Here is a 21,375-nt window from a genome sequence, read left to right on the forward strand (position 1 = left end):
GCCGGCGTGCAGCGTGCCAAGTGCATTTTCGATGACCGGGAATGGGGCTGTCTCTAACTCAGACTGGTTAATTGGACCCTAGCGGCTGACGAACACCGCCAGCAGCAGGATCGCGTTCAGTACCAGCAGCATGCCGAGCACAATCGCCACGCGGGACATGGCCGGATGATGTCGGGCCACACCGGCCGTGCCCGCGGCTTCCGGCTGGCCCTCCGCCTGCGGCGCCCGTCCGCGGCGCTTCAGGACCCAGTCCAGTCCGACGCTTGCCACCAGCAGCAGCCCTAGCCACAGCAGCCAGGCCCAGGCCATCGCATGCCGGGTGGAGAAGGTGGCGAAAGCGGCGCCGATCTCCTCCTTGGGCAGCGGCGGCCGGGTGTCGTGCACCGATGAAAGCAGCGACGACTGCGGGAGGGCGTCAGGCGCGGTCGCCATCGTCATCGCCAGCACGGGCTCGGCGTCGGGCAACATGGGGGGCGATGCGGCGGCGGAGGGTGCGGCAGGAACGAGGGTCGCCGGCGGAAGCTCCGGGCGGGCCGGGATGGCGAATTCCTGCGCGGGCCGCGCCTGCAGCGGCCTGGCCGGCGGCTGCGCGGGCGGCCGCCCGGCGGACAGCCGGTCGCTGCGGTGGCGCCACCACTCGGCGAACACGGCGTCGAGGCACGGCACGGAAGTACAGGCATCGCGCTTGCGGCGCCACGCCTGCAAGTCGCCCATGCGCAGCGTGCCCGCGCGCAGCTGGCGGCGCTGGTCGTCGTCGATGCGCACGTAGCCCATGTGGAGCATCGCGTATTCGCAGATCATGCGCTGGGCCACGGGGCGGCGGTCCGGCGGGCTGCCGCAGCGCTGGCCGGGCGATACCAGATCGTCGCAGCGCACCGAGGCGGACTGCGGCGCCAGCTGGCAGGCGAAGTCAGACGCCTGCGCGCCGCCCATCGCGACCAGCCCCCACGCCAGCAGCGTGGCCAGGCGAGCCAGAAGCCTGTTCATCGTGTCGTCTCATCGCCATCGAAATGAGGGGTTCGCGCGCTGGCAGAGGCGCGCGGGATGAACCATGGATTGTGGACGCGCGGCGCAGGAGTTCTGTGCGGTGGCGAACGCCGACGGCGGAAAGTCAAAACAAAAAGGGCCTGTGACTTGCGCCACAGGCCCTTCTGCAATGCTGGTGGGTCGTGCGTGACTCGAACACGCGACCAACGGATTAAAAGTCCGCTGCTCTACCGACTGAGCTAACGACCCGCAAAAATCGAATCCGCGATTATAGAGAGCTACCTGTCAGGCGTCAACCCTCAGGCCATGCGCTCCAGTCGCCATATCTGGTACTTGAAGGCCAGCCATGCGCCGACCACGATGCCCGCGAGCGCGATGAACGAGCCCACGGCCAGCGTCGAGACGCCCGAGAGCCCCTGCCCGATCGTGCAGCCCAGTGCCGTCACCCCGCCCGCGCCCATCAGCATGCCGCCCACCATGTGGTTGGCCACGTCCTCGGCATTGCCGAAGCCTTCCCAGCGGAACGTGCGCGTGGCCAGCGCGTACACCGCCGCGCCGGCAATCACGCCAATCACACTGACGATGCCGATGGTCAGCACCTTGCTCTTGTCGCTGAACATCATCAGCCAGTCCAGCGTGTAGGCGTACGGCGCCACGAAGCTCAGACTTTCCATCCGGCCGCTATTCGTGCTGACGAACAGTTCCTCGAGCGTGTTCGGATCTTCCGACAGATAGCCGAGATGGCCGGACACATACCACATGCCGACGATGATCAGCCCCACGCCAAGGCCGCCGAGCACGTTGTCGAAGCTACGGAACCCGCGTCCCGCCAACGCCCACAGCACCAGCGCCGCGCCGATCGCCCCGCCCAGCACCAGTTGCAGCGTGCCGCGCGCGATGCCACTGCCCTGCGCCACCAGCGACGGCAGGTCCTGCGTGACGGGCAGCGCCACGGCCACCGTGTCGACCGTGTTCACGCGAACCACGCCAAACAGCCCGCGCAGCGTCATATAGGCGGAGAGCCCCAGGAACACAAACACCACCAGCGACTTCAGGTTGCCCGCGCCGATGCGCACCAGCGTCTTGCTGCCGCAGCCCGAGGCCAGCACCATGCCAAAGCCAAACATCAGCCCGCCCACCGCCGCTGACAGCCAGGCCAGCTTCGCCGAGGTGTAGATGGTCTTGGTCGGATCGATCTGGCCGGCCCAGGCCAGCGCGCCGGTGCCGATCATCGCCACGCCGATGGCCATGACCCACATGCGCATGCGGCTCCAGTCGCCGATGTTCACGATGTCCGAGATGGCGCCCATCGTGCAGAAATGCGTGCGCTGGAGAATGGCGCCGAACAGGAAAGTCAGGACGAACGTGCTCCACAGCACGGTGTGGGAGAGCGCGGGGATGTCGATGTCAGGCATGGTGGACCGGGGGTGACTCGTATTTTTATGATGTGCTGGCGCGGGGATCGATCAGGCAGCGGCCTGGTAGCGCGTGGGGTCGGGCACGCCCGCCGTCTCGAAGCCGGCGCGACGGATGCGGCAGGAGTCGCACACGCCACAGGCGCGGCCTGCGTCGTCGGCCTTGTAGCAGGAGACGGTCAGGCCGTAGTCCACGCCCAGCTTCACGCCCGCGCGGATGATCTCGGCCTTGGTCATGTCGATGATGGGCGCGTGCACGTGGAAGCGGTCGCCCTCCACGCCAGCCTTGGTGGCCAGGTTGGCGAGCGCCTCGTAGGCGGACACATACTCGGGACGGCAGTCAGGATAGCCGGAGTAGTCCACGGCGTTAGCACCGAAGAACAGGTCGCGGCCGCCGATCGCCTCGGCCCAGCCCAGGGCCAGCGACAGCATGATGGTGTTGCGGGCCGGCACGTAGGTAATCGGAATGCCGCCCGTGGCGCCGTCGGTCGGCACGTCGAGGGTATCGTCGGTCAGCGCGGAGCCGCCGAAGCGGCGCAGGTCGAGGTCGATGATCTCGTGACGCTTGGCGCCCAGCGCCGCCGCCACCAGCTTGGCGGCCTCCAGCTCGGACGAATGGCGCTGGCCGTAGCGCATGGACAGCGCGTAGGTTTCAAACCCGGCGGCGTTGGCCATGGCGAGGACGGTGGCGGAGTCGAGTCCGCCGGAAAGCAGGACGATGGCGCGTTTGGTCATGATCGGGGGCGCGGACGGCGCGGAATGGGGGTCGCTGACTGCGAAAGCGCGTATTTTAGCGCGCCGGCGGGCCGCCCCCAATCAGGCTGGACTGATGGCGCCCATCGCCCGGCTTCCTTCCATGGTCGCAAAGCCCCAAAAGAAAAAGCCCGCCAGAATTTCCAGCGGGCTTCCTCCTGCAACGGTACTGCCAGGCAGACCGGTTACTTCAGGGTCTTCAGCCGGTTGCTCGCGGCCTGGGCCCCTTCCGTGCCCGGATACTTGGCCACCACCGTCTCCAGCGTCTTCTTCGCCGCGGCCTTCTGGCCGGACTCGAACTGGTTGTTGGCGATGGCGATCATGGCGTCCGGCGCCTTCGGATGTGAAGGGTTGGCCGACACCATGCTCTGCAGGACCGTCGTCGAGCCCTTGTAGTCACGCTGCGCGTAGAGCGAATTGCCGAGCCAGAACTGCGCCAGCGGCAGGTAGGGGCTTTGCGGATACTTCTTGGCAAACGCCGAGAACGCATTGCCCGCACCCTTGAAATCGCCTGACTGGAACTGCTTCAGCGCCGCGTCGTACTCGGGCTTCTCGGTCGGTTGGGCCATGCCCTCCCGGCCGTCCACGGTCACCTGTTGCGGCTCGAACTTCTTGAGCCGCGCGTCCAGGTCAGCGTAGTAGTCCTTCTGCTGCTTCTGCAGCGTATCCACCGCGTTCTGGAGCACCTCGTTCTGACCGCGCAGGCGGGCCACCTCTTGGCGCAGACCTTCGAGCTGGTTCTGCATGTCGAGCTGGGCCTTGCTGCTCTGGTCGATGCGCTGTGAAGCCGTTGCCTGGAAACCGTTGAACTGGTCCCGCAACGTGATCACGGCGCGGCGCGCCTCGTCGTCGTCGAAGACGCCGGCGTGTGCGGACGTGGCTGCCAGCAAGCCGCCTGAGACGGCTGCCAGCCACAACAGGGTGGATGCGCGAGCATTCATGAAGACTTATCCGTAGATCAGTAGGCGATGTCGGCGCGACGGTTCTCGGCCCACGAGGCTTCGTCGTGACCGGTGGCCTTCGGCTTTTCCTTGCCCAGGCTCACGGCTTCCATCTGCGACTCGGGCACGCCGAGCGACGACAGCGAACGGCGCACGGCCTCGGCACGCTTCTGGCCCAGGGCGAGGTTGTACTCGCTGGTGCCGCGTTCGTCGGTGTTGCCCTGGATCAGGATCTTGCGACCCTTGTTGGCGCCCAGGTACTGCGAGTGGGCCTGCAGCAGGCTCTGGTAGTCGGACTTCACGCTGTAGCTGTCGAAGTCGAAGTACACGCTGCGCTTGGCCAGCGGGCTGTTCGGATCGTTCAGCGGGTCACGCGAGACGTCCACCGGCGCCACGGCGCGCGGGTCGGTGGTCGGCGCAGTGCCGGTACCCGACTTGGCGGTGTCATCCAGCTTCACGCCGGAGCTGCAGGCGCCCAGTGCGAGCAGGGCGGCGAGGGCGAGCGACTTGGTCATCATTTGGGACATGGCAATAACTCCTCTTTTTTCTATTGCACTATTGCATGAAAGGACCCCAGGACGGCTCGCGAACCTCGCCGGACTGGAGAGACAGCACCTGCTTCGTACGGCCATCCGTGGACACCGCCGCCAGCACCGAGCGGCCGCCCACGCGGGTGGCGTAGAGAATGTACTTGCCGTTGGCGGCGAAGCTCGGGGCTTCGTCATTGGACGTATCGGTGAGGGACGTCACGTCACCGTTGGAGAGGTCCTGCAGCTGTAGCTTGAAGCCGCCCGAACGCGAGATGAAGGCCAGGTACTTGCCGTCCGGCGAGAGGCGCGGACTGACGTTGTAGTTGCCCTTGAACGTCACGCGTTGCGCGGCGCCGCCCTCTTCGCCCGAGGCCGGCATGCGGTAGATCTGCGGCGCACCGCCGCGATCGCTCGTGAAGTAGATGCTCCGGCCGTCCGGCGAGAACTGCGGCTCGGTGTCGATGGCGCTGCTGCGCGAGATGCGGCGCAGGCCCGAACCATCGGCATTGACCAGGTACACCTGCGTGTTGCCGTCGCGCGAGAGCGCCAGCGCCAGACGCTGGCCATCCGGCGACCACGACGGCGCGCTGTTGTTGCCCTTCTGGTTCGACACCAGCGTGCGCTTGCCCGTGGCCAGATCGTGCACGTAGACCACCGGCTTGCGCGCCTCGAAGGAGACGTAGGCCACGCGGCGCCCATCAGGCGACCATGCCGGCGAGATGATCGGCTCGGTGCTGGTCAGCGCGATCTGCGCGTTCTGGCCGTCCGAATCGGAAATCAGCAGCTGGTAGCGGTTGCCCACCTTCGACACGTACGACAGGCGCGTGGCAAACACGCCGCGCTCGCCGAGCAGCTTCTCGTAGATGTAGTCGGCGATCTTGTGCGCGGTCACGCGCAACTGGTTCTGGCCGACCGTGAAGGCCAGGCCGCCCAGGCTCTGGCCCTTGACCGTGTCGTACAGGCGGAAACGCACCTCGTACTGGCCGTTGCCGGCGGGGGTGACGCTGCCGGCAACGAAGGCATCAGCGCCGCGCGACTTCCAGCTACCCAAATCCACCTGGGCCGATTCGGCCACGGTGGCGCCGCCCGGATCCACGTTGCGGAAGCGGCCGCTGTTGACCAGGTCACTGCGGATGATGGCGGTCAGGTTCTGCGGGGCCTGCGCCTCGCCCTGGAAGTTGGCGGTGGCCACCGGGAACTGGTTCGAGCCAACTCCGGTGATTTCCACATTCAATTGTGCGTGTGCCACGCCGGCCGACATCAGTGCGGCCGCCAGCCAGGCCATCAGCGCGTAGCGGCTTTGCTCACGCGTGGGCTGGGTGGCGGGCGACGATGTGGATTGAGCGTTGTGCCGCCTTGCGGACAGCCAGTTGGGGGCCCAAAGCTTTCGCATGCTGCTCCTCAGTCGATATCAGGATTCATCGGTACGGCGGGCACAGCAACTACAGCAGGACGGGCAACGCGCCGCTTGGCGCATGGCCCGTTCTGCGTGCAATTGCACGCTGCCGGCCGCGTCAGGCAACCGTTCATGGTAGCAATGCGACCTGACGCCATCGATGAAGGTTGCATTATGTTGCAAAACATGGCAGATGAGGCGCCTAGTCCTTCGGCTTGAACGTGATCGTGAAGCTCGAAGGCGCCTTGCCGTTCTCGTCAGTCGGCAGCGGGTCGGAGCGCTGTACCGCACGCAGCACGGCGTTGTCCCAGTCCGCGTTCCCGCTGGACTTGCTCAGGCGGGCGGACAGCAGCGAGCCGTCCGGCGCCAGCGAGACCGACACCACGGCTGCCGGATTGCCGTCCACATCGCCACCGAAGTTGATGTTCGGCTTCACCTTGCGGCGCACGCGGTCGGCGTAGCCCGGCGACGCCTTGCCGCCCGAACCCGCGCCGGAGCCCGCCGCGCTGCCCACGCCACCGCCGCTGGAGGTGGCGTTGCCGCCAGCCAGGGCCTGCAGGCGCGCCAGCTCGCTCTTGCGCTGGGCGTTGGCCGCGGCTTCGCGCTTGGCCTTCGCATCGGCATCCGCCTTCGCACGGGCCTTCTCTTCGGCATCGGCGGCCTTCGCCTTCTGCTCCGCGTCAGCGCGGGCCTTGGCGTCGGACTTGGCCTTCGCGTCGGCGGCTTCCTTGCGGTCGCGCTCGGCTTGCTCCTTGCGATCCAGCTCGGCCTTCTTCTTCGCGTCTTCCTTGCGCTGCGCCTCTTCGCGCTGCTGTTGCTGGCGCAGGTCTTCCTTGCGCTGCTCTTCCTTGCGCTGGGCGTCGCGTTTTTCCTGTTCCTTGCGGGCGGCCTCGCGCTCGGCGGCCTCCTCGGCCTGCTTGCGCTTCTGGCGTTCCAGGGCGATGTCCGCGTCTTCCTCGGCCTTGCTGCGTAAGGCCGGCTCTGGCTGCGGCGTCGGGCGCGGCAGCTCCACGGGGCGCGGCGGCGGGGCCTGCGTAGTGTCGGGAATTTCGTCCCACAGCTCGGCTTCGGCGCCCACCGGCGTGCTGCTCTGCCAGCGCACGCCGTAGTAGAGCACCAGCCCGAGCAGCAGGTGCATGAACAGGGCCATCACGAACGAGCGCGTGGTGCCGCGCTCCTTCACCGGCTGGTAGGGATAGGCGGCTGCCTGGGCCCGGCGCTGCGGCCGGGCTTGCGGATGACGTGACGAGAGACTGGCCACTGGATGTCGCGGTGCTTACTTGGACTTGACCATCAGGCCCACGCGCTTCACGCCGTCGGCCTTCAGTACGGACATCACGTCGAGCACCGCCTCGTACTTCACGGCACGGTCGGCGGCGATCACCACGGGCTGGTCCGGGTTCTCATTCTGGCGCTGGTGGACGAAATCCAGCAGGCCGCGCTTGTCGAGCTTGCGCTCGAAGGCGTTGCCGGCGTTGTCCTTGCCGCTCGCGGTCAGGGTGCCGTCCTCATGCACGGACACGACGATGGGCGGCGCCTTCTGCTGCGGCGTGGCCTGCGCCACGGAAGGCAGGTCGACCACGGCCGGATTCACGATGGGGGCCGCCACCATGAAGATGACGAGCAGCACGAGCATCACGTCGATGTACGGCACGACGTTGATGTCGGCGCTGGCCCGGCGGCGCGAGCCGCCGCGGCGCTGGATGGCTGCCATGGCTAGTGCTCCGAATGCGATGAATGAGGTGGATTAGCGGGTCTGGCGCTGGAGAATGTTCAGGAACTCTTCCATGAAACTCTCGAAGCGGATGGCCAGACGATCGATCTCCGTTGCATATCGGTTGTAGGCGATCACGGCCGGAATCGCCGCAAACAGACCGATGGCCGTGGCCACAAGGGCTTCGGCAATACCAGGCGCAACGGATGCAAGCGTCGCCTGCTGCACATTCGACAGGCCGCGGAAGGCGTTCATGATCCCCCACACCGTACCGAACAGGCCGATGTACGGGCTGACCGAGCCTACCGATGCCAGGAACGGCAGGTGCGACTCGAGCACATCCATCTCACGCTGGTAGGCGGCGCGCATGGCGCGGCGGGCGGCGTCGAGCAGCGCGCCGGCGTCGTTGCTGCGCTCGCGGGCCTTCAGGAACTCGCCCATGCCGGACTCGAAGATGCGTTCGAGCGCGCCGGTGTTGTGGCGGTTGTTGACGGCGCTGTTATAAAGCGCCTGGAGATCGCCACCGGCCCAGAAGTCGCGCTCGAAGATTTCCGTCTGGCTGCGCGCGGCGCGCAGCGCCAGGTGCTTGCGGAAAATATAGGTCCACGAGAAGAGGGACATCACCAGCAGCAGCGCCATGACGGCCTGTGCCAGCAGGCTGGCGTGCAGCACCAGCGAGATAATCGACAGGTCTTGCGTGACGGTCACCGGATTCATCGAGCGTTTCTTATAGTTGCGAGAACAGGAGCAGGAATCGGGGCCGGACGAAATGTGTCTTTATCGACACATCCCACCCGGATCTTGCCGCTGGCCAGCTGGAGGTCGTCGCGCCACGCTTCTTGGGCGAATTGGACCGAGGCAGGCCCCACCCGTTCAATCACGGTGCGGATTTCCAGCTGGTCGTCCAGCCGGGCGGGCGCATTGTATTCCACAGCAGTACTGCGTACCACGAAGACCACATTGGACGTATCGGCAAGGTCCTGCTGACCGATCCCGAGCGAGCGCAGCCATTCGGTCCGGGCCCGTTCAAAGAATTTCAGGTAGTTGGCGTAGAACACCACGCCGCCGGCATCCGTGTCTTCCCAGTACACGCGCAGCGGCCAGACATAGTTCGGCATGGCCGGCATTGTAACGGACCGCAACGGCCCGCCGCAGGTAAACCCGCAGGAGAAATGCAACAGCAAGTTGCGAGCCAGGCGCCGCGCGGCTTTGCGGGAAGCTGGCCCGATGCACCGCCCGCCACATCCGGCCTGCCCTGCCCCCGCGTTACCCCCTCTGGCACCGCCTTGCGGCGCGGCGCGGCCTCGCGTAAACTCTGCGGCAACCATTCCATCTTGCGCGACTGGCGAAGTCAGTGGGTACTACCACGAGGAAGCGCAAGTTATCTGGCGTGAATCACAAACGCCTGCCGCTCGCCTGGGCAGCGAATGGGAAGCAGGGTGCGCCCTGCACCGGACGACCTCTATATATAGAGGTCACTGGTGCGGGACGCCAATGCCTTCCCCGCGCGCCCTAATCGCGAAGTTCTGCGAAACCCCCGAGATGTATCCCGATTGCCTGTTCGTATCCGAAAAGTGCATCGGCATCCCTTTTTTACAGACGAGTCACGCCATGTTTGAACGCAGCCGTTTCACCATCGAGCAGATCGACCCCGAAGTCTTCGCCGCGATCCAGAAGGAAAACCAGCGCCAGGAAGACCATATCGAGCTGATCGCGTCCGAGAACTACACCTCGCCGGCCGTGATGGCCGCCCAGGGCTCGCAGCTGACCAACAAGTACGCCGAGGGCTATCCCGGCAAGCGCTACTACGGTGGCTGCGAGTACGTGGATGTGGTGGAGCAGCTGGCCATCGACCGCGTGAAGCAGCTCTTCGGCGCTGAAGCCGCCAACGTGCAGCCGAACTCGGGCTCGCAGGCCAACCAGGGCGTGTTCTTCGCCATGCTCAAGCCGGGCGACACCATCATGGGCATGAGCCTGGCCGAAGGCGGTCACCTGACCCACGGCATGGCCCTGAACATGAGCGGCAAGTGGTTCAACGTGGTCAGCTACGGCCTGAACGCCCAGGAAGACATCGACTACGACGCGCTGGAGAAGCTGGCCCACGAGAAGAAGCCGAAGATGATCATCGCCGGCGCCTCGGCCTTCGCCCTGCGCATCGACTTCGAGCGGATCGCCAAGGTGGCCAAGGATGTTGGCGCCTACTTCATGGTGGACATGGCTCACTACGCCGGCCTGATCGCCGCCGGCGTGTACCCGAACCCGGTGCCGCACGCTGACTTCGTGACCACGACGACCCACAAGAGCCTGCGCGGCCCGCGTGGTGGCGTGATCCTGATGAAGGCCGAGCACGAGAAGGCCATCAACTCGGCCATCTTCCCGGGGATCCAGGGCGGCCCGCTGATGCACGTGATCGCTGGCAAGGCCGTCGCCTTCAAGGAAGCGCTGACGCCGGAGTTCAAGGCCTACCAGCAACAGGTGGTGAAGAACGCCGCCGTGCTGGCCGAGACCCTGATCGCGCGCGGCCTGCGCATCGTGTCCGGCAAGACCGAGAGCCACGTGATGCTGGTGGACCTGCGCGCCAAGCAGATCACCGGCAAGGAAGCCGAGAAGATCCTCGGCGACGCCCATATCACGGTGAACAAGAACGCCATCCCGAACGATCCGGAAAAGCCGTTCGTGACCTCGGGCGTGCGCCTGGGCTCGCCGGCCATGACCACGCGCGGCTTCAAGGAAGACGAAGCCCGCCAGGTGGGCAACCTGATCGCCGACGTGCTGGACAACCCGCACGACGAAGCCAATATCGCCAAGGTGCGCGAGCAGGTGTCCGCCCTGACCCGCCGCTTCCCGGTCTACGGCTGATATCCGGCCCACAACCGGCATCGCGCCTATCTATATAGTGCGCGTGACGAACGGCGCTGCCCCGGCAGCGCCGTTTTACCTTTTGCACACCGCGAGCGATAATGCGGCCCGGCATATATCTTCAGGTGGTCCGGCATGAAATGCCCCTTCTGCGGTCATTCCAACACCCAGGTGCTTGACAGTCGCGTCTCCGAGGACGGCGACACGGTGCGCCGCCGCCGGCGTTGCGAAGCCTGCGACCGCCGCTTCACCACCTACGAGCGCATCGAGCTCTTCTTCCCCGCCATCGTCAAGAAGAACGGCTCCCGCGTGGACTACACGCGCGGCAAGCTCAAGGACTCCATGCGGCTGGCCCTGCGCAAGCGGCCGGTGTCCGCCGAGGCCATCGACCAGGCCATTACCCGGATCGAAGAAAAACTGCTGGCGCTGGGCGAGAAAGAGATCGCCAGCAGCCAGGTGGGCGAACTGGTTATGCGCGAATTGCGCAAACTCGACAAAATTGCCTATATCCGCTTTGCTTCCGTTTATCGCAGTTTTGAAGATGTGTCGGAATTTCGCGACGTACTCGACGAGTTTTCCCCGCCTACCCCACGAAAGGGGTAGCTACTTCGTAAAAAAAGCTGTCTAATCTGCACTGACCTCCTTCGGGTAAGGAGGCCGGATGGCGAGCGCGTGCACGGCGTAAACGGGGCCCAACAGAGGCTCCGGCGCAGCAAAACTCCAACGCGCCGCCCGTAGAAAAGCAAAAGAACAGTTCGATTTTTTGGACGGGAGTCACAAATGGGTCAGTCTTTCTGCCTTTGGGCAGTGGGCTTGCTGACGCCTGCTCGGCCTGCGTCCATGCCCGCTGGCATGGGGTCGCCGCAGCATGCCAGCCAGCCGCGCAGCCGCGCCCGCATCGGGCATCTCCACCGCTCTCAGACGCGCTTAATCGGCGGTTTCACGCTGATCGAGTTGCTGACTGCCGTGACGATCCTCGGCATCCTCGCGGCGGCGGCCATCCCCAACTTCCGTTCCTTCCTGCATAACAGCCGCATCGCGACGGAATCGTCGAAGTTCTTCACCGAGATCGAAGCGGCCCGCAGCGAAGCGGCACGGCGCAACAGCACCGTCACGATCTGTCCCGTGGGCACTGGCAACGCCTGCTCCGACGACTGGAACCAGCGGCGCGTGATCTTCGCCGATCTCAACGCCGACGGCGTGGTCGATCCTACGGACGACGTGCTGCGTTACAGCGACGAACCGACCCCGACCCTGACCCTGGAAGCCAGCAACCTGGGCGCCACACCCGATTTGGTGCGGTTCCGGTCCTCGGGCGCCTCCACTTCCCCGACGGCCACCTGGCGGTTCTGTGAACGCAACTCCGAACTGCCCGGCCAGACCGTCAGCATGACCGGCAGCGGCCGCCCCCAAACCCAGCAGCAGACGCCCTGCATCTGACGCCATGTCGCCCTCCCCACAGAACGGCCTACCGAGACGTGCCCGCCCGGTTCGACTGCGCACGCCCACGCGCGCGCGCCATGACGGGTTCACGCTGATTGAGTCACTGATCACGATCGTCGTGCTCGCCATCGGCGTATTGGCGCTGGCCATGCTGCAGCTCCGCACGCTGGTCGATGCCCGCACGGCGTCCATGCGCAACATCGCCACCACCATGGCCTACAACATGGCGGACCAGATGCGCAGCAATGAGGTCGCCATGACGGCCGGCGCGTTCGACAAGCCGAATGGCGTACCGAACGCCGATTGCTACGCGGCCAAGGGGTGCACGCCGGCCGCCATGGCCGGGGCCAGCTTCGCGGCCTGGCTGGACGATTTGAAGGAAGCGCTGCCCGCCGCCAGCGGCATGATCTGCATCGACGCTTCCCCCAATGACGGCGACGCCGCGGACCCGCAGTGCCAGAACGTCAACGGTGCGCCCTACGTCATCAAGATCTGGTGGCGCGAGGACGGCCAGGACACCCCCCAACGATTCGTGACCGCCTTCGTGCCATGACTACGTCCATCCGCAAACCGAGGCGCCGCGCGCAGGGTTTCACCCTGGTCGAACTCATGGTCGGCATGGTGATCAGCATGCTGCTGGTCATCGTGGTGATCTCACTCTACCTGGCGCAGCAGCGCTCGTACAACACCCAGGGCGATCTCGCCGAAGTGCAGGAGAACTCGCGCGCCATCGCGCAGTTGCTGCAACGGCAGGGCCGCCAGGCCGGTTATTCCGACTTCACATTCCTGGACAACAGCTTCGGTGTCAACGAGACGCTCGAAGCCACCAACGATACCGGCGTCAATGCCAGCGACACACTGACCGTGCGCTACTTCGGCTCGTCGCCGCCGGGGGCCGACCCAGCGGCGGTGCCAGGCACGCCCACGGCCCCGACGCCGGACGGCACCATGATCGACTGCGCCGGCAACGATGTGAACGGCAACATCCTGATGACCGAGGTGTTTTCGATCATCAACGACGCGGCCGGCGTGCCCTGGCTCCAGTGCACGGTCAACGGGGCCGCCACGCCGCTGTTCCCCAACGTCGAGGCGTTCCAGATCCTGCTGGGCGAGGATACCGACGGCGACCAGACGGTCAACCGCTTCGTCCGCCCCGGCGCGGCGAACATGGCCAATGTGCGCGCCCTGCGTGTCTCGCTGGTGCTGCGCGGCAAGAGCACCACGAACGCCGCGCCGACCTCGCTGGTCCTGAACCACTTCGGCAAGGCGTATGCCCAGAACGACGCCGCCCCGGCCGGCGATGCCGGCAGCGTCATGAACATGGCCAACGACGGCCGCCTGCGCAAGCACGCCACGTTCTTCATCGCCCTCCGCAACCGCCTGAACTGACACGACATGACGCGAATCCTTCCCCGTCCGCGCGCCCGCCTGCATCGACGCCAGGGGCAGCGCGGCATCTCGCTGGTGCTGGTGCTGCTGTTCCTGATCATCCTCACGCTGGTTGGGCTGGCGGCGAGCATGTCGAGCCTGTCGTCCGAGCGCATGGCGCGCAACACGCGCGACCAGAACATCGCGCTCCAGGCTGCCGAGGCAGCGCTGCGCGATGCCCGCAACGACATCCGCAACATCCGCTTCATCTCCGGCGTCACCGGCGCGGCGCTGACCTGCGACGTCGCCGGCTTCAAGGGCTTCTGCCTGCCCGCCGTGACGGGCAAGCCGGCATGGGACCTGTACCTCGAGGATCCCGCCCGGTCCGTGGAACTCGGCGAAGTGACGCTGCTGACTGCCGACCAGAAGCTGCCGACCGTGGCCGCCGCCGGCTCCAACGGCGTCTCGAGGCAGCCACGCTACCTGATCGAATCGATCCCCGACATCAACGAAGGCAGCCTCGAGGCCGGCAACATCAAGTACGTCTTCCGCGTCAGCGCCATCGGCTACGGGGCCAACCCGAGCACGAAGGTGATGATCCAGGAAGTCGTGCGTTTCTGATACTTCCCGAACCGTGTCGCGCAACCCTCCAACCGCTGGGCGCACCATGAAACCGTTCCTTCTGCACCGACCCGCGAGCCGCCTGCAAGCCGTACTGCTTGCAGCATCGTTCCTGCTCGCCGTGGCCTCCGCCTCGGCGGCACAGCTCAACCTGTCCACCAAGCCCCTCTATGCAGGCGGCGGCGTTTCGCCGATGGTAATGATCGATCTCTCCAAGGATCATTCGCTTCACCAGAAGGCGTACAACGACTACTCCGACCTGGACGGCGACGGCATCCTGGACTCGACGTATAGCTCGCGCATCACCTACGCGGGCTATTTCGATTCGGCTAAATGCTACAGCTATGACAGCAGCAGCATCCAGGGCTTCGTGCCCGCCGCGATGGCTGACAGCGCAAAATACTGCGACGGCACCAAGTGGAGCGGCAACTTCCTGAACTGGGTGTCGATGAGCCGCATCGACGAAGTGCGCAAGATCCTCTACGGCGGCACACGCGCCGTAGACACGGCTACGACCACCGTGCTGGAACGCGCCTTCCTGCCGATGGACGCCCACGCCTGGGCCAAGTACTACGGCGGCACCGACCTGCGCAAACTGGTGCCGGTAGACCTGGAACTGCCTTCCGAGGTGGAGACCCAGACGTCGTCCACCCAGATCACGCTGCGCGCCGACGTGGTGACGCTGACGGTGAGCGACAACTCCAAGATGCAGATCGGCGACCAGATTCGGCTGGTTCCGCGCGGCAGCGCTCCGGCCGGCACATCGCTGACCGGCTGGATCAGCAGCATTGGCAATAGCAACGCCATCACGATGGCAATCTACGCGGACAGCGTGTCCAAGCCGGCCGGCGCAAGCAACAGCTATTCGTCGTGGACCGTGTCCAATCTCACGCGCGGCGGCCTGACCATCTGCAATGTCACCCCGAAAGACAGCAGCAATCTCAACTCACAGGCCAACACGCAGGCCCCGCAATTGCGCGTAGTCAAAGGTAACTATGCCACCTGGGGCGCCAGCGAGAAATGGCAGTGCAACTGGTACAGCGAGGCCAGCAACACCCAAAGCAGCTTTTTGCCTCAGACCAACGGCAAGACTGTCTCCGGCTCCTCGAACGGCAACCGCGCCGCAACATCGGGCATCAACGCGTCGGCCGAGAACCCGTCGCAGTCGGTTCGGGGCACCGGCACGGGGCAGGCGAAGGGCACGTTCAACGCACGCGTGCAGGCCTGCGTAACGGGGATGATCGGCGGCGAATCGTGCAAACAGTACGGCAATGCGTACAAGCCGTACGGGTTGCTGCAGAAGTATGGCGAAACCGGCCAGATGCTGTTCGGGCTGATGACGGGCACCTACGACAAGAACATCTCAGGTGGTGTGCTGCGCCAGAACGTGACGAACTTCTCGACCGAGATCAACCCTGACTCTGGCATCTTTACCTACCGCGCTGCCACCCCGGTCAAGGGCATTGTCTGGAACATCGACAAGCTGCGCCCATACGGCTACAGCTATAGCGATGGGGGTTACACCAGCGCAGACAGCTGCAACTATCAGCAAACCGCCATTCAACCGAGCGGCGGCCAGAACGCCCAGAACAAGCCGGCCAACGAGGGGAATTGCTCCACATGGGGCAATCCGATCTCGGAAATTTATGTCGAGACGCTCCGCTACTTCGCCGGGAAGACGGCCAACGCCGACTTCGCACCCAAGACCAATGGCAAGGATGTGGCCCTCGGCCTGACGACCGCGACGTGGGCCAACCCGATGAACCTGCCGGCGTCGAACCCCAAGCGGGCGCCCTATTGCTCACCGCTCAATGCGCTGGTGTTCAACTCGAGCGTTTCCTCCTACGACAACGACCAATTGGGCGGCCTGAGCGATCTGGCCGGATCGCCGACAATCAGCGACTGGACCAACAAGGTTGGCACCGGGGAAGGCATCGACAACGGCAACTGGTTCGCGGGCGGGGTCAGCGGCGGCATCATCGACAATGTGTGCTCGGCCAAGAAGGTCGGCTCGCTCAGCAACGTGCTCGGGATCTGCCCGGAAGGACCGTCCCAGAAGGGCACGTTCCAGATCGCGGGCGCGGCGCTGTTCGCGCACATGAACCGCATCCGGACGGACCTCGACGTCACTTCCGCCGATGAAACCACTCGCAACGCCGCGCTGAAGGTCTCCACCTACGCCGTGCAGCTGGCGACCAATACGCCCAAGATCAACGTGAACGTCAACGGCAAGACCGTGACGATCATGCCGTCCTACCAGCTGCACCCGACCAACGTTGACCCGAGCACCGGCACGCTGGTTGACTTCAAGGTGATCTCGCAGGACGGCAGCAGCGGCCGCTTCTACGTGAGCTGGGAAGATTCGGTGGCCGGTGGCGACTACGACCAGGACGTCTGGGGTATCTTGAGCTACTCCGTCACCGGCGGCAACATCACGGTGTCGACGAAGGTGGTGTCCGGCTCCTCGAGCAACGGGCAGGGCTTCGGCTACGTAGTGTCCGGCACCGACAAGGACGGCCCGCACTTCCACTCCGGCATCTACGGCTTCAACTACACCGACCCGACCGGCGTCAAAGGCTGCAGCAACTGCAATCTGGGCGATGCGGAAACGAGCGTCACCTACAGCGTAACCGGCAACGCGGGCTCGCAGTTCCTCGACCCGCTCCAGTACGCCGCCAAGTGGGGCGGCTTCAAGGACAGCGACGGCGACAAGACCCCTAACAAACAGACCGAATGGGACGTCCGCCTGTCCAATGGCGACGGCGGCTCGGATGGCCTGCCCGATAACTACTTCTACGCCACCAACCCGGGCGCGCTGAGCGCGGCGCTGGAACGTGCCTTCATCTCGATCCTGGCCACCTCGTCGTCCTCTTCCGTCGCGGCAAGCTCGTCGCGGCTGGACGTCAACACACGGTCCTACCAGGCGCGCTTCAACGGCTCCGACTGGTCAGGCCAGTTGTTCAACTTTGCCTTGAATGCCAAGGGCGAGGCCGTCCTCCCGGCCATCTGGGACGCCGGCCAGACGCTCCGCGGCATCGCACCCACCAACCGCGCGATCCTCACGTACAACAGTGTGGATCCCGATGGCGCGGGCATTCCGTTCCGCTACGACAGCCTGCCCCCCGACTTCCAGACCATCATGAATACGGGCGGCGCGGACGGCACAAAGCGCGTCAACTGGCTGCGCGGAGACAAGAGCAATGAGGGCGATGCCTCGGGCAAGTTCCGCGCCCGCCCCACCACCATCCTGGGCGACATCGTGAACTCCAGCCCGCAGTACGTGGGCCCGCCCAACGCCGGCTACGCGGGTAACGACTACGCCGAGTTCGTGCTGAGCAAGCGGTCCCGCAAGCCAGTACTCTACGTGGGCGCGAACGACGGCATGATGCACGCGTTCTCCGCCAAGGATGAAGACGGCGGCAAGGAGCTGTTCGCCTACGTGCCGTCCCTGGTGTACAGCAAGCTGCCCACCCTGACGAACCTCGACTACGTCCACACCTACACGGTCGACGGGACACCCGCCGTCAAGGATGCGAAGGTCAACAGCAACTGGCGCACCGTGCTGGTCAGCGGCCTCGGCCTCGGCGGCCGTGGGGTGTTCGCGCTCGACGTCACCGATCCGGAGTCGGTCAGCGAGAACACCGCAGGCAGCACCGTGCTGTGGGAGTTCCCGAGCTCGGCCGACGCCGATCTCGGCCACGTGGTGGGCCAGCCGAAAATCGTCAAGATGTCGAATGGCAAGTGGGTGGCGATCTTCGGAAACGGCTACAACAGCACGGCGGGCCGTGGCTCCATCTTCATCGTCTACTTGGACCGCGTGCGGGGCTCGAAGCGCTGGACGCCCGGCACGGACTATCTCAAGCTGACGCTCGACGATGCCACCGCGACGGCGTCCAACGGGATTGCCTCGGTGCTCCCGGCGGACGTCAACGGCGACGGTACCGTGGACTTCCTCTACGCTGGCGACCTGCTCGGCAACCTCTGGAAGTTCGACGTCTCGGACAAGACCGATTCGAAGTGGCAGTCCACGCGCAAGCTGATGTTCACCGCCAAGGACAGTGCCGGCAACCGTCAACCGATCACCGGCCAGCCGGACGTGGCACGCAACCCGACCGGCGGCTACATGGTGGTGTTCGGCACGGGCCGGTACGTCGACAACAGCGACCCTTCGAACTTCTCGACCCAGTCGCTGTACGGCATCTGGGACCAGAACATTGCCGCGCAGGGCACGATCACGCGCAGCATGCTGCAGGAACAGAAGACGCTGTCGGCTGGGGTTTCCAACGGCCTCACCTACCGGATCTCGACCGACACAAAGGTGCAACTGACGCCTGGAGGGGTCCAGGGCTGGTACATGGACCTTCTGGTTGGCCCAACCTACGCCCAACTCGGCGAGCGGGTGGTCACGGACGCCCTGATCCGTGGCAAACGTGTCGTGCTGGTCACGATGACGCCGTCCACCGAGGTCTGCGACAGCGGCGGCTCGAGCTTCATCTACGAAGTCGGCACGTTCAGCGGCGCTCGTCTCAGTGAATCGCCGGTGGACCTGAACGGCGACGGCAAGATCGACCAGAACGATACGGTCAACGGTGTGGTGGTGAGCGGCGTCGGCTCGACGGTGGGTATCACGCCGAAGCCGCCTATCATCGACTGCGGCCCGGGCAAGGAGTGCAAGCTGATGTCCGGCTCGAGCGGCGGCACGCAGACCATCACGGAAAGCGCCGACAAGCCGAGCGGTCGCCTGTCGTGGCGCGAGATCCTGCACTGATGGCGGTGCAACATGAAACAAGACGGAGAACGGCAATGACCCGGACAGGACTGCGGCAGCGCATGCAAGGCTTCACGCTGATCGAACTGATGATCACGGTCATGGTGCTCGGCATCCTGGCCGCCATTGCCTACCCGCAGTACGGGCAGTACGTGACCAAGGCGCGCCGCACCGAAGCCAAGGCCGCCCTGGCACGCGTGCAGGGTGCCCAGGAGCGGTATTTCACGGTGAACAACAAGTATTCGTCGGACCCGGCCCAACTCAAGGTACTGGCTTGCGCCGCCCAGACTACGGGGTCCGGGGATACCTGCGATCAAGGCAGCCATGTGATCACCATCGCCGTGACCGGCGGCGCCGATGCCACCGGCTACACCCTCACGGCCGCGCCAAAGCTGGCCGACGCGCTGTGCGGAACCCTCGGCATCGACAACCTCAATACCAAGACCAAGACGGGCACGGCAAGCCTGGCGGAGTGCTGGTAGCCGTTTCCCCGGCCCGCGCATGACCCGTGCGCGGGCCAAAGCCGGGTCTCCGGCTTGGCTCTGTTCCGAGTCGACCTCGGACACAAACTTCCACAAAACCTCCACATCCGGACACGTTTTAGGGCCTCGCCCGAGGCTATCGTGGACATCCGTTCTGTTCGAACCGATGCGCCATGTCCCTTGCTCCACCCTCCCCTTCCGGCCGCCGCCCTCAGCGGCGCTCCAGCGGCTACATCCTCCTCGAATCACTGATCTGCCTTGCCGTCATCGGCATCGGCGCCATGCCGCTGGCCGTGCTCGGCCCCTTGTGGCTCCGGCTGGCGGGTGAGCAGGAGAGTCTGGCGCAGACCACGCAGTGGGCGTCGGAGTTCGCCGAAACGGCCGGTGCCGGTTCGATGGTGCCGCCCGGCGGGCGCCACGCGCAGCTGTGTGGCGCGCTCGGCGTCGGGGCCGGCGCTCGGCCGCTCTGCGCGCCCGGTGCGCGCATTGTGCTGGCCGGGCCGGTCCGCATTACGGCGGACGCCTCGCCCGGCATGACGGCACCTCCCGCCCACGTGGCGCTATGGGTAGCGCCATGACGCGTCGCCCTCGCCAGCGTGGGTTCACGCTCACCGGGATGATGGTGGGAATGGTGCTCGGGCTGCTGGCATCCGTACTGGCCATCACCACGTTCCAAGTCGTCCGGCAGGCATACGCCAACGTCGCGGACAGCGTGATGATGGCGGAGCGCGGCCATCGGGCGCTGGGCATCGTCGCTCAACTGGTGCGTCAGGCGGGCTGGATTCCCGGTCGGGCCTCGCTCACCCCAGGGCATCCGGCGCCAACCGCGCCGCTCGAGGGCCACGACGACTGCGGCCAGCCCGCCGTCGATCTATCTGCCCCGTGCGGCACCCGAGGCCGGCATCAGAGCGATGCCCTGCGCCTGCGCTTCTCCGGCAGCAGCAGCGGCGATGCGACCACGCGGCCCGACGGCACCATGACCGACTGTGGCGGGCATGCGCTGGCGGCAACCGCCCAACCGGTCGATGGCGTGCCCACCTCGCATCACGCCGCGATGAACCTGCTGTACATCGGCCTCGGCAGTGATGGCGTGCCGCAGTTGCTGTGCCGCTATCCGCGCCGGCAGGGGCGCCAGATGCAAGCCGTCACTTACACCTCGGGGACGCTCGTCCGTGGCGTGGAGGCCATGCAGCTGCGCTATGGCGTCGACCGGGACGGCGACGGGGAGGCGGACACCTATCTCCGCGCCCGCGACATCCGGGCGCAGGGCGATGCCGGCTGGCATCGCGTGCGCACGGTGCAGATCGCACTGGTGATCCGGGGCGACCGCGCTACCGGGCAGACGACCCGGCCGGAGCCGCTGACCCTGCTGCCCGCGCTGACCCATGGCGACGCCGACGAGGACTTGTCGTTCCCCCCTGCGACCCGGCATGCGGTCCGCCGGCGCGTCTTCACCACCACCTTCCGCCTGCGCAACCCTTCGCCCTGCCTGGAGACCCTATGCTGACCCGCCGCACGCAGGATGGCATCGCCGCTCTCGCTTTCGTCACGACGATGCTGGTGCTCACGGCCAGCGTCTGCGCCGCAGCGATGCACTTCCTCCACGCCGGCCGTCAACTGGCAGGGCTGCAACTGGACCGCGAGATCGCGTTCCGCGCGGCGGAGGCGGCCTTGCTCGATGCGGAGGCGGATCTGCTTGCGGCTGCCGCGTCGCCGCATGCTCGGCTGGCGTCGTGGCCGGACCCGGGCCATTGCGGCGTGGAGGCCCAGCGCGCCATCTGTCGAACGGGCACCGGCCAGCCGGCCTGGTGGCCATGGATCGAGGGCAGCCCACCCGAGAGCGTCCCGGCGCTATCGATTGGTGCGTTCACCGGGGCGCGCCTGCCCGATCTGCCCGAAGGCGTGGCCGGGGCGACGCATCCGCCCCGCTACCTCATCGAAGTCCTCGACCACCACCAGACCCTCCAGACACTGGCCGGCACGGCGCAGTGGCCGCGCTTCCGCATTACCGCGCTCGGCCTTGGCCGCGATCCGTCCGTGCGCGTGCTGCTCCAGACGGAGTTCCAGCCATGATCCGCCTTGTCATGGGGTGCATCGG

Annotated in this window: 21 protein-coding genes, 1 tRNA gene and 1 riboswitch; of the genes, 11 read left to right on the forward strand and 11 right to left on the reverse strand. The window is 65.9% G+C overall.

Annotation, left to right across the window (positions count from 1 at the left end):
* Window positions 1-78: 78 nt before the first annotated feature.
* The 11 genes from BM115_RS03200 to ybgC form a co-directional block, all read right to left on the reverse strand.
* Window positions 79-987 (reverse strand): hypothetical protein, encoded by a 909-nt coding sequence (locus BM115_RS03200; RefSeq protein ID WP_092290500.1) that lies wholly within the window; start codon window positions 985-987, stop codon window positions 79-81.
* 173 nt (window positions 988-1,160) lie between these two features.
* A tRNA-Lys gene (locus BM115_RS03205) sits at window positions 1,161-1,236 on the reverse strand.
* Window positions 1,237-1,286: 50 nt separating this feature from the next.
* Window positions 1,287-2,402, reverse strand: coding sequence for a YeeE/YedE family protein (locus tag BM115_RS03210; RefSeq protein WP_092290502.1), 1,116 nt, complete (start codon window positions 2,400-2,402; stop codon window positions 1,287-1,289).
* Between the two features lie 51 nt (window positions 2,403-2,453).
* Window positions 2,454-3,137: a 7-cyano-7-deazaguanine synthase QueC gene (gene queC / locus BM115_RS03215; protein WP_092290504.1), complete on the reverse strand. Its 684-nt coding sequence runs from the start codon at window positions 3,135-3,137 to the stop codon at window positions 2,454-2,456.
* A 203-nt stretch (window positions 3,138-3,340) separates the two neighbouring features.
* Entirely contained in the window at window positions 3,341-4,096 is a 756-nt protein-coding gene (ybgF, locus tag BM115_RS03220) for a tol-pal system protein YbgF (RefSeq protein ID WP_092290506.1), read from the reverse strand.
* Between the two features lie 17 nt (window positions 4,097-4,113).
* Window positions 4,114-4,623, reverse strand: a complete 510-nt coding sequence (pal, locus tag BM115_RS03225; protein ID WP_177219835.1) for a peptidoglycan-associated lipoprotein Pal — start codon at window positions 4,621-4,623, stop codon at window positions 4,114-4,116.
* A gap of 28 nt (window positions 4,624-4,651) precedes the next feature.
* On the reverse strand, window positions 4,652-6,019 hold the full coding sequence (gene tolB / locus BM115_RS03230; protein WP_092290508.1) for a Tol-Pal system beta propeller repeat protein TolB: 1,368 nt from the start codon (window positions 6,017-6,019) through the stop codon (window positions 4,652-4,654).
* A 205-nt stretch (window positions 6,020-6,224) separates the two neighbouring features.
* The gene (gene tolA / locus BM115_RS03235; RefSeq protein ID WP_092290510.1) at window positions 6,225-7,283 is read right to left on the reverse strand and encodes a cell envelope integrity protein TolA; all 1,059 of its coding nucleotides are present in this window, start codon (window positions 7,281-7,283) and stop codon (window positions 6,225-6,227) included.
* A 15-nt stretch (window positions 7,284-7,298) separates the two neighbouring features.
* Entirely contained in the window at window positions 7,299-7,736 is a 438-nt protein-coding gene (gene tolR / locus BM115_RS03240) for a protein TolR (protein ID WP_092290512.1), read from the reverse strand.
* A 33-nt stretch (window positions 7,737-7,769) separates the two neighbouring features.
* On the reverse strand, window positions 7,770-8,453 hold the full coding sequence (gene tolQ / locus BM115_RS03245) for a protein TolQ (protein ID WP_177219836.1): 684 nt from the start codon (window positions 8,451-8,453) through the stop codon (window positions 7,770-7,772).
* A complete protein-coding gene (gene ybgC / locus BM115_RS03250) occupies window positions 8,450-8,854 on the reverse strand; it encodes a tol-pal system-associated acyl-CoA thioesterase (protein ID WP_092290881.1) in 405 nt (134 codons plus the stop codon). Before ybgC ends, tolQ begins: the two co-directional genes overlap by 4 nt.
* 210 nt (window positions 8,855-9,064) lie before the next feature.
* Window positions 9,065-9,165, forward strand: a riboswitch (ZMP/ZTP riboswitch).
* A gap of 182 nt (window positions 9,166-9,347) precedes the next feature.
* Here ybgC and glyA point away from each other — a divergent pair.
* From glyA to BM115_RS03305, 11 genes are all read left to right on the forward strand, one after another.
* Window positions 9,348-10,595 carry a serine hydroxymethyltransferase gene (gene glyA, locus BM115_RS03255; RefSeq protein ID WP_092290514.1) on the forward strand — a complete coding sequence of 416 codons (1,248 nt, stop codon included), beginning with the start codon at window positions 9,348-9,350 and terminating at the stop codon, window positions 10,593-10,595.
* 135 nt (window positions 10,596-10,730) lie between these two features.
* Complete coding sequence (nrdR, locus tag BM115_RS03260) at window positions 10,731-11,198, forward strand: transcriptional regulator NrdR (protein ID WP_092290516.1); 468 nt, start codon at window positions 10,731-10,733, stop codon at window positions 11,196-11,198.
* A 237-nt stretch (window positions 11,199-11,435) separates the two neighbouring features.
* Window positions 11,436-12,035 carry a GspH/FimT family pseudopilin gene (locus BM115_RS03265; RefSeq protein ID WP_177219837.1) on the forward strand — a complete coding sequence of 200 codons (600 nt, stop codon included), beginning with the start codon at window positions 11,436-11,438 and terminating at the stop codon, window positions 12,033-12,035.
* Window positions 12,036-12,039: 4 nt separating this feature from the next.
* Window positions 12,040-12,591 (forward strand): type IV pilus modification protein PilV, encoded by a 552-nt coding sequence (gene pilV / locus BM115_RS03270; protein ID WP_092290520.1) that lies wholly within the window; start codon window positions 12,040-12,042, stop codon window positions 12,589-12,591.
* A complete protein-coding gene (locus tag BM115_RS03275) occupies window positions 12,588-13,427 on the forward strand; it encodes a PilW family protein (protein WP_092290885.1) in 840 nt (279 codons plus the stop codon). Before pilV ends, BM115_RS03275 begins: the two co-directional genes overlap by 4 nt.
* Before the next feature lie 6 nt (window positions 13,428-13,433).
* Window positions 13,434-14,027: a pilus assembly PilX family protein gene (locus tag BM115_RS03280; protein WP_092290522.1), complete on the forward strand. Its 594-nt coding sequence runs from the start codon at window positions 13,434-13,436 to the stop codon at window positions 14,025-14,027.
* 46 nt (window positions 14,028-14,073) lie between these two features.
* The gene (locus tag BM115_RS03285; RefSeq protein ID WP_092290523.1) at window positions 14,074-18,795 is read left to right on the forward strand and encodes a pilus assembly protein; all 4,722 of its coding nucleotides are present in this window, start codon (window positions 14,074-14,076) and stop codon (window positions 18,793-18,795) included.
* A 35-nt stretch (window positions 18,796-18,830) separates the two neighbouring features.
* A complete protein-coding gene (locus BM115_RS03290; RefSeq protein ID WP_177219838.1) occupies window positions 18,831-19,277 on the forward strand; it encodes a type IV pilin protein in 447 nt (148 codons plus the stop codon).
* A 173-nt stretch (window positions 19,278-19,450) separates the two neighbouring features.
* Window positions 19,451-19,855, forward strand: a complete 405-nt coding sequence (locus BM115_RS03295; RefSeq protein ID WP_092290527.1) for a type II secretion system protein — start codon at window positions 19,451-19,453, stop codon at window positions 19,853-19,855.
* Complete coding sequence (locus BM115_RS03300) at window positions 19,852-20,784, forward strand: PilW family protein (RefSeq protein WP_143093846.1); 933 nt, start codon at window positions 19,852-19,854, stop codon at window positions 20,782-20,784. The genes BM115_RS03295 and BM115_RS03300 overlap by 4 nt, the downstream gene beginning before the upstream one ends.
* Window positions 20,778-21,350 carry a pilus assembly protein gene (locus BM115_RS03305; protein ID WP_092290529.1) on the forward strand — a complete coding sequence of 191 codons (573 nt, stop codon included), beginning with the start codon at window positions 20,778-20,780 and terminating at the stop codon, window positions 21,348-21,350. The genes BM115_RS03300 and BM115_RS03305 overlap by 7 nt, the downstream gene beginning before the upstream one ends.
* Window positions 21,351-21,375 lie beyond the last annotated feature (25 nt).

The organism is Cupriavidus sp. OV096 (assembly GCF_900115455.1).
Classification (GTDB): Bacteria; Pseudomonadota; Gammaproteobacteria; order Burkholderiales; family Burkholderiaceae; genus Cupriavidus.